At 32.6% G+C, this 7,530-nt stretch carries 9 protein-coding genes; all 9 read left to right on the forward strand.

Annotation, left to right across the window (positions count from 1 at the left end; genetic code table 11):
- Positions 1-1,177 (forward strand): acetate/propionate family kinase (locus tag L21TH_RS06960; protein ID WP_034429601.1); only part of this gene is annotated, 1,177 nt, incomplete at its 5' end.
- A gap of 99 nt (positions 1,178-1,276) precedes the next feature.
- Positions 1,277-1,771, forward strand: coding sequence for a YceD family protein (locus tag L21TH_RS06965; RefSeq protein WP_242826507.1), 495 nt, complete (start codon positions 1,277-1,279; stop codon positions 1,769-1,771).
- A gap of 18 nt (positions 1,772-1,789) precedes the next feature.
- Positions 1,790-1,969: a 50S ribosomal protein L32 gene (gene rpmF, locus L21TH_RS06970; protein ID WP_006312627.1), complete on the forward strand. Its 180-nt coding sequence runs from the start codon at positions 1,790-1,792 to the stop codon at positions 1,967-1,969.
- A gap of 205 nt (positions 1,970-2,174) precedes the next feature.
- Positions 2,175-2,744 (forward strand): transcription factor FapR, encoded by a 570-nt coding sequence (gene fapR, locus L21TH_RS06975; protein ID WP_006312629.1) that lies wholly within the window; start codon positions 2,175-2,177, stop codon positions 2,742-2,744.
- Positions 2,745-2,754: 10 nt separating this feature from the next.
- Positions 2,755-3,774 carry a phosphate acyltransferase PlsX gene (gene plsX / locus L21TH_RS06980; RefSeq protein WP_006312631.1) on the forward strand — a complete coding sequence of 340 codons (1,020 nt, stop codon included), beginning with the start codon at positions 2,755-2,757 and terminating at the stop codon, positions 3,772-3,774.
- The gene (locus L21TH_RS06985; protein ID WP_006312633.1) at positions 3,752-4,756 is read left to right on the forward strand and encodes a beta-ketoacyl-ACP synthase III; all 1,005 of its coding nucleotides are present in this window, start codon (positions 3,752-3,754) and stop codon (positions 4,754-4,756) included. The genes plsX and L21TH_RS06985 overlap by 23 nt, the downstream gene beginning before the upstream one ends.
- A 12-nt stretch (positions 4,757-4,768) precedes the next feature.
- Entirely contained in the window at positions 4,769-5,707 is a 939-nt protein-coding gene (fabK, locus tag L21TH_RS06990) for an enoyl-[acyl-carrier-protein] reductase FabK (RefSeq protein ID WP_006312637.1), read from the forward strand.
- A 10-nt stretch (positions 5,708-5,717) separates the two neighbouring features.
- Entirely contained in the window at positions 5,718-6,662 is a 945-nt protein-coding gene (gene fabD, locus L21TH_RS06995) for an ACP S-malonyltransferase (protein ID WP_006312638.1), read from the forward strand.
- Between the two features lie 10 nt (positions 6,663-6,672).
- The gene (fabG, locus tag L21TH_RS07000; protein ID WP_006312639.1) at positions 6,673-7,416 is read left to right on the forward strand and encodes a 3-oxoacyl-[acyl-carrier-protein] reductase; all 744 of its coding nucleotides are present in this window, start codon (positions 6,673-6,675) and stop codon (positions 7,414-7,416) included.
- Positions 7,417-7,530: the final 114 nt, after the last annotated feature.

The following is a 7,530-nucleotide window of genomic DNA, read 5'->3' on the forward strand; positions in this document are numbered from 1 at the left end:
TAACTGTGGAAGTTCTTCATTAAAATATCAATTAATTGATATGACTAATGAAGAAGTATTAGCAAAAGGATTAGCTGAGAGAATTGGAATTGAAGGTTCAAGAGTTAAACATACTGCTAAGGATAAAGAAAAAGTAGTTATTGAAAAGCCAATGTCTGACCACAAAGTAGCATTAGAAATTGTATTAGATGCTCTAGTGGATTCTAACCATGGTGCAATAGGTTCAATGGATGAGATTAATGCTGTGGGACACAGGGTTGTTCACGGTGGAGAAAAGTTTGCACGTTCTGTAGTAATTGATGATGAAGTAATGAAGGCTATTGAGGAATGTGCAGAATTAGCACCATTACATAATCCGCCTAACATTATGGGGATTGAAGCGTGCAAAGAATTAATGCCAGAAGTACCAATGGTGGCAGTTTTTGATACTGCATTCCATCAAACTATGCCAGAGTCTTCATATATATATCCATTACCTTATGAATTATATGAAAAGCATGGAATAAGAAAGTATGGATTCCATGGAACATCTCATAAATATGTAGCAAATAGAGCTGTTGAAATTTTAGGAGATAAAATGGAAGATGTCAATATTGTTACTTGTCACTTAGGTAATGGAGCTAGTTTAGCGGCAGTGAAACAAGGAAAATCTATAGATACTAGTATGGGCTTTACACCATTAGAAGGTTTAGCGATGGGAACTAGAAGTGGAGATATAGATCCAGCTATTGTTCCATTTATTATGGAGAAGGAAGATTTAAGTTTAGAAGAAGTAAATAACTTACTTAATAAAAAGTCAGGTGTTTTAGGAATTTCTGGAGTTAGTAGTGACTTTAGAGATATTGAAGAAGCAGCAGAAGAAGGAAAAGAAAGAGCAAAATTAGCTTTAGATAAGTTTAACAGTAGAGTTAAGAAATATGTAGGTGCTTACTCAGCATTAATGGGTGGACTAGATGTTTTAGTATTTACAGCAGGACTAGGTGAAAACTCACCAGAAACAAGAGAAGCTATCTGTGAAGGATTAGAATTTATGGGTATAAAAATAGATAAAGAGAAGAATAATGTAAGAGGTAAAGAAACAATAGTTAGTACAGAAGACTCTAAAGTTAAAGTGTTGGTAGTACCTACAAATGAAGAGCTTATGATAGCTAGAGATACTATGGAGCTAGTTAAGTAGTATTACATTGGTCAGTAGAAATATAGATTTTTCTTGACAAAATAGTAATACCCTTTTATAATGGAATCTGGCGATATTTTAGAGGTGAAAAAATTGAAAGTGGATATTAATGAACTTTTGCAAGGTGTAGAAATACACCAGGAAATTGATGAAAAGCTTACTATTGATAACATATCAGTTAATGGCAGAGATCTTGAAATATTAGAACCTATAGAAATAAAAGCTGACATATACAATACAGATGATGGTATATTTTTAAGTGGTAAATTAATTTACATTTATAGCGAAAATTGTGCCAGATGCTTAAAAGAATTTAAAAATAAAGTAGAAACTAAAATATCTGCGAAAATAGTGGGTAAAAATGAAGATATTGACGAATATGAAGTGATTATTTATCATAGTGAAGGCAAATTTAATTTAGAGGACATTGTTATTACATTTGTGAATCTTTCTCTGCCAATGAGGGTATTGTGTAAAGATGATTGTAAGGGCTTATGTCCGAAATGTGGTAAAAACCTTAATGAAGGCGAATGTAATTGTGAAGTAGATAATGTTGACCCACGTCTAGAAAAGCTTAAAGAGTTATTTGACTGATATAAGGAGGTGTTAGGAATGGCAGTACCTAAGCGTAAAACATCAAAAGCAAGAAGAGATAAAAGAAGAAGATCAAATGAAAGAATGTCAAATCCAACTTTTGTAGAATGTCCACAATGTCATGAGCCTAAGTTACCACATAGAGTATGTAGAGCATGTGGATATTATAAAAATAAGGAAGTAATTTCAGTTGATTAATAGCATTTGAAAAAGATAGTGATTAATTCACTATCTTTTTTATTTTTTGTAAATCTTTTTTACGTTAGTATATATTAAGATAGAGGTTATAGAATTAGATTAATTATTAACAATTCAAGAAAAAAGACTTGAATTTTGTTAGTCAGTAATATATACTATGTATTAGTAACAGGTACTAAACGTAAGTGTTAATAGAGGTGAAAACATGGCTGGTAAGAGAATACCAAAAAAAGAGAGACAGAGATTGTTGAAGGAAAAACTAAAAGAAGACCCGTTTTTAACAGATGAAGAATTAACAGAAATGTTTAATGTTAGTATACAAACGATAAGACTAGATAGATTGGAATTAGGTATACCAGAATTAAGACAGAGAATAAAAAAGGTTGCAGAAAAGAACTATACAAAGGTTAGAAGTATCGGAGGAACGGAAATAGTAGGAGAACTAGTAGATTTATCATTAGGAAAAAACGGTATATCTATATTAGAAACAAACACTGATATGGCATTTGAAAAGACAAATATTATTAGAGGACATCACATTTTTTCACAGGCTGAAACATTAGCTATGGCTGTGATAGATGCTGATGTAGCCCTTACAGGGGTAGCAAATATTAAATATAAAAAGCCTGTATATGCAGGACAAAAGCTGATAGCTAAGGCACAAGTTACACGAGTGAGAAGTAATAAATATTTTGTACATGTATTTACTTACGTTGGACAAGAGCAGGTTTTCAGAGGTAAGTTCATACTTGTTTCAGTTGACCAAGAATTATAGGAGGGGTAACATGAAGATTGTTGTGGATGCTATGGGGGGAGATCATGCTCCTGAAGTTACTGTTAAAGGAAGTGTTGATGCAGTAAAAGAGTATGGAGTTAATGTTGTTTTAGTTGGAAAAGAAGAAATGATAAAAAAGGAGTTAGAAAAATATCAACTTGATAGCAATAAAATAGAAATAGTTCATGCAGAGGAAGTAATAGAAAATGAAGATAAACCTGTTAGAGCAATAAGAAGAAAGAAAGACTCTTCAATGGTCAAAGGGTTAAAATTAGTAAAGGAAAAAAAAGCGGATGCTTTTATTTCAGCTGGCAATACTGGAGCATTGTTAAGCGGAGGTTTGTTTGTGGTCGGTAGAATAAAAGGGATAGAAAGAGCTGCATTAGCTCCAGTGTACCCAACTTCCAATGGTATATCTTTATTATTAGATGCAGGAGCAAATGCAGACTGCAAGCCGAAATATTTACATCAATTTGCAATTATGGGTTCAGTTTATGCTGAGAAGGTATTAGGTATTAAACGACCAAAGGTTGGATTAATAAATATAGGAACTGAAGAAGGAAAAGGTAATGAATTAACAAAAGAAACATATAAACTATTAAAAGAATCAGATTTAAATTTTTATGGGAACATAGAAGCTAGAGAACTTCCAAAAGGTAAAGCTGATGTATTAGTTTGTGATGGATTCGTAGGTAACACTGTTTTAAAGCTTACTGAAGGGTTAGCTATGGAAATTTTCTCATTATTAAAAAAAGAAATTACCAAGTCATTTTTTACTAAATTAGGAGCTTTAATGCTTAAATCAGGTTTAAAAGGATTTAAAAAGCGTTTAGATTATACAGAGTATGGTGGCGCTCCATTATTAGGTGTAAAAGGAGCAGTAATAAAAGCACATGGTAGTTCGGATGCAAAAGCTATAAAAAATGCTATAAGACAAGCTAAAGTTTTTGTAGAAAATGAAGTCTTAGAAAAGATTGAAGAAGATATAAACAGATTAGGAGGTAAACATGGTAAGGAAGAACGAGGATAAAGGTGTAGGAATTATTGGAGTAGGCAGCTATTTACCAGAAAAAATATTAACAAATAAGGATTTAGAAAATATGGTAGATACGAGTGACGAATGGATTAAGACTAGGACAGGAATTGAAGAAAGAAGAATATTAGATGATGACAAAACAACTTCGTACATGGCTATTAAAGCAGCCGAAAATGCTATAAAAGATTCAGGAATTAAAAAAGAGCAAATAGATTTGATAATTGTTACAACAGTGACTCCTGATATGGCCTTTCCATCGACAGCGTGTTTAGTTCAAAGAAGCCTTGGTTGTATGAATGCAGCTGCCTTTGATTTAGAAGCAGCATGTTCTGGTTTTTTATATGGTTTGTCTGTAGCTTACGGTTACATAAAATCAGGTCTTTATAAGAATATTTTATTAATAAGCGCTGAAGCTCTTTCAAGAATTGTTGATTGGACGGATAGAAATACATGTGTACTTTTTGGAGATGGTGCAGGTGCTGTTATTTTAAGTGAAGTGCCAAAAGATAAAGGTATATTATCAATTAGCTTAGGTGCAGATGGGACTGGTGCTGATTATTTAATGCAGCCTGCAGGCGGTGCCAAATTACCAGCTTCAGAGGAGACAATTAAGAACAGATTACATTACGTAAAAATGGACGGAAACAGTGTGTTTAAATTTGCAGTAAAAAAAATGAATGAAGCGTCTAATATAGCCATTGAAAGAAGTGGGTTACAAAAAGAAGATATTGATTATTTAATACCTCACCAAGCTAATATTAGAATTATAGAATCGGCAAGAAAAAGATTGAAATTACCCAAAGATAAGGTGTATATTAACTTAGATAGACTTGGTAATATGTCTTCTGCATCTATTCCAGTAGCGTTAGATCAAGCTTTAAAGGAAAATAAAATAAATAATGGTGATAATGTTTTATTTGTGGGTTTTGGCGGTGGACTTACTTGGGGTTCATGTGTAATCAAATGGTATAGATAAGGAGGCAGTAAAGTGATAAAAACTAAAATTTGTGATTTACTAGGAATTGAATATCCAATATTGCAAGGTGGAATGGCATGGATAGCTACTGCTGAACTTGCAGCAGCAGTTTCAAACGCTGGTGGCTTAGGAATAATTGGATGTGGCAATGCCCCAGTTGAAATAATAAGAGAAGAAATAAAAAAGATTAGAGAGTTGACAAATAAACCGTTTGGTGTAAATGTTATGCTTTTATCACCTTATGTAGATGAAATAATGGATTTATTATATGATGAAAGGGTACCTGTAATTACTACTGGTGCAGGAAATCCTGGTAAGTATATTGAGAAGTTTAAAGAGATTGGGACTAAAGTTATTCCTGTGGTTCCTTCGGTTGCATTAGCAAAAAGAATGGAGCGAGTTAATGTAGATGCTTTAATAGTTGAAGGAACAGAGGCTGGAGGACATATAGGTGAACTGACTACTATGGCATTGGTACCACAGGTCGTTGATGCTGTAGATATACCAGTAATAGCAGCAGGAGGAATTGGTGACGGAAGGGGTATGATGGCAGCATTAGCACTTGGAGCAAAGGGTGTACAGTTAGGTACTAGATTTATTTGTTCAAAAGAATGTATAGCCCATGAAGAATACAAGAAAAAAGTAATTAAAGCAAAAGATAGAGATACATTGGCAACAGGAAGAAGTACCGGACATCCAGTAAGAGTGATTAAAAATAAATTTTCTAAAAAGTTCATGGAATTAGAGAAGAATTGTGCTGATAAAGAAACTATTGAAAGCTTTGGAGTAGGCTCTCTTAAAAAAGCAGCTATAGACGGTGATGTGAAAAATGGTTCTGTAATGGCAGGTCAAATTAGTGGTTTAGTAAAAGATATTAAGAGCTGTAAAGAAATTTTAGAAGATATAATGAAGGAAGCAGAAAAAATACAACAAAAGTTAAAAGATTTTTAGGAGTGGTAATGTGAGTAAAATAGCTTTTATTTTTCCAGGACAAGGTGCTCAATATGTTGGAATGGGTAAAGAAATTGCTATGGAGCATAAATCTGCTCAAGATATTTTTGAAAAGGCTAACGAAAGTTTAGGATTTGATATAAAGAAAATGTGCTTTGAAGGACCTGAAGAAGAATTAGTAAAAACAGAGTACACACAACCAGCGATATTAACAACATCTATTGCAATACTTAGTGTAATTCAACAGAATGGAATTGAGGCAGATATTACAGCAGGATTAAGTTTAGGTGAATATAGTGCACTTGTTTATGCAGGAGCATTGAAGTTTGAGGATGCAGTAAAACTAGTTAATAAGAGAGGAAAATATATGCAAGAAGCTGTACCTTTAGGAAAAGGTAATATGGCAGCCATAATAGGATTGGATAGAAAAGAAGTAGACAGTATTATTAAAGAAGCTCAAGATGTTGGAACCGTGGAAGGAGCAAATTATAACTGTCCTGGACAGATTGTTATTTCAGGAGAAATCAATGCAGTTGAAAAAGCTTGTGAATTAGCGAAAGAAAAAGGTGCAAAAAAAGCTGTATTATTACCAGTAAGTGCTCCATTTCATTGTAGTTTACTTAAGCCAGCAGGGGAGCGGTTATCAGAAAAAATGGAAAGTTTGAATATAGGAAGCTTACAAAGAAAAGTTATTTCTAATGTTACAGGAGATTATATTGCTAATGAAAAAGATATAAAGGATTTGCTTATTAAGCAGGTTTCGAAATCGGTATTATGGCAAGATAGTATAGAGCTTATGTTAGATGGAGGCTATGATACTTTTATAGAAATAGGCCCAGGAAAAACTTTAACTGCTTTTACTAAAAAGACAGCTAGGAAGTTAAAGAAAAAAGTTAAGTGCTATAATGTTGAAAATACAAAAACACTGAATAAATTATTAACAGAATTAGGTTAGGAGGAAACTTATGGACTTAAAAGGAAAAGTTGCTTTGATTACTGGAGGTTCAAGAGGTATAGGAAAAGCAATAGCAATAAAGTTAGCATCTTTAGGAGCAGATATAATAATAAACTATGTAAGTAGTGAACAAAGAGCTAAAGATGTTGTAAAAGAGATAGAGAGTGTGGGAAGAAAGGGATTAGCAGTTAAAGCAGATGTTTCTAAGATGGAAGAAGCAAAGAATTTAATTGATGCAGCAATAAAAGAGTTTGGAAAAATAGATATATTAGTAAATAATGCGGGTATAACAAAAGATAACTTATTAATGAGGATGTCAGAAGAAGAATGGGATGCTGTATTGAATATTAATTTAAAAGGAACATTTAATGTAACTAAATCAATTATAAGAAAAATGATAAAACAAAAAAACGGTAGTATAATAAATATATCATCTGTTGTAGGATTAACTGGTAATGCAGGTCAATGTAATTATTCAGCTTCTAAAGCAGGGATAGTCGGATTTACTAAGTCTTTAGCAAAAGAGGTTGGTAAGAAAAATATAAGAGTAAATGCGATTGCACCTGGATTCATACAAACAGATATGACTGATAAGTTACCAGATAAAATAAAAGAAGAATACATAAAAAATATACCATTGAACAAATTAGGAGAACCAGATGATATTGCTAATATGGTTGCATTTTTAGCAAGTGACTTATCAAAATACATTACTGGTCAAGTATTAACAGTTGATGGAGGTATGACAATATAAATTTATATATATTAATATTTGAAGGGAGGTGAAAATGTGGTATTCGAAAAGTTAAAAGAAATAATTGCAGAGCAGTTAGAAATAGATGAAGAGGATATTGAATTAGAGTCTTCA

Source organism: Caldisalinibacter kiritimatiensis (assembly GCF_000387765.1).
Lineage (GTDB): Bacteria > Bacillota > Clostridia > Tissierellales > Caldisalinibacteraceae > Caldisalinibacter > Caldisalinibacter kiritimatiensis.

Excerpts from the sequence above, each read along its gene's own strand:
- L21TH_RS06985 (WP_006312633.1), top strand. The coding sequence starts at position 3,752 with ATGGTAAGGAAGAACGAGGATAAAGGTGTAGGAATTATTGGAGTAGGC.
- plsX (WP_006312631.1), top strand. The coding sequence starts at position 2,755 with ATGAAGATTGTTGTGGATGCTATGGGGGGAGATCATGCTCCTGAAGTT.
- fapR (WP_006312629.1), top strand. The coding sequence starts at position 2,175 with ATGGCTGGTAAGAGAATACCAAAAAAAGAGAGACAGAGATTGTTGAAG.
- rpmF (WP_006312627.1), top strand. The coding sequence starts at position 1,790 with ATGGCAGTACCTAAGCGTAAAACATCAAAAGCAAGAAGAGATAAAAGA.
- fabG (WP_006312639.1), top strand. The coding sequence starts at position 6,673 with ATGGACTTAAAAGGAAAAGTTGCTTTGATTACTGGAGGTTCAAGAGGT.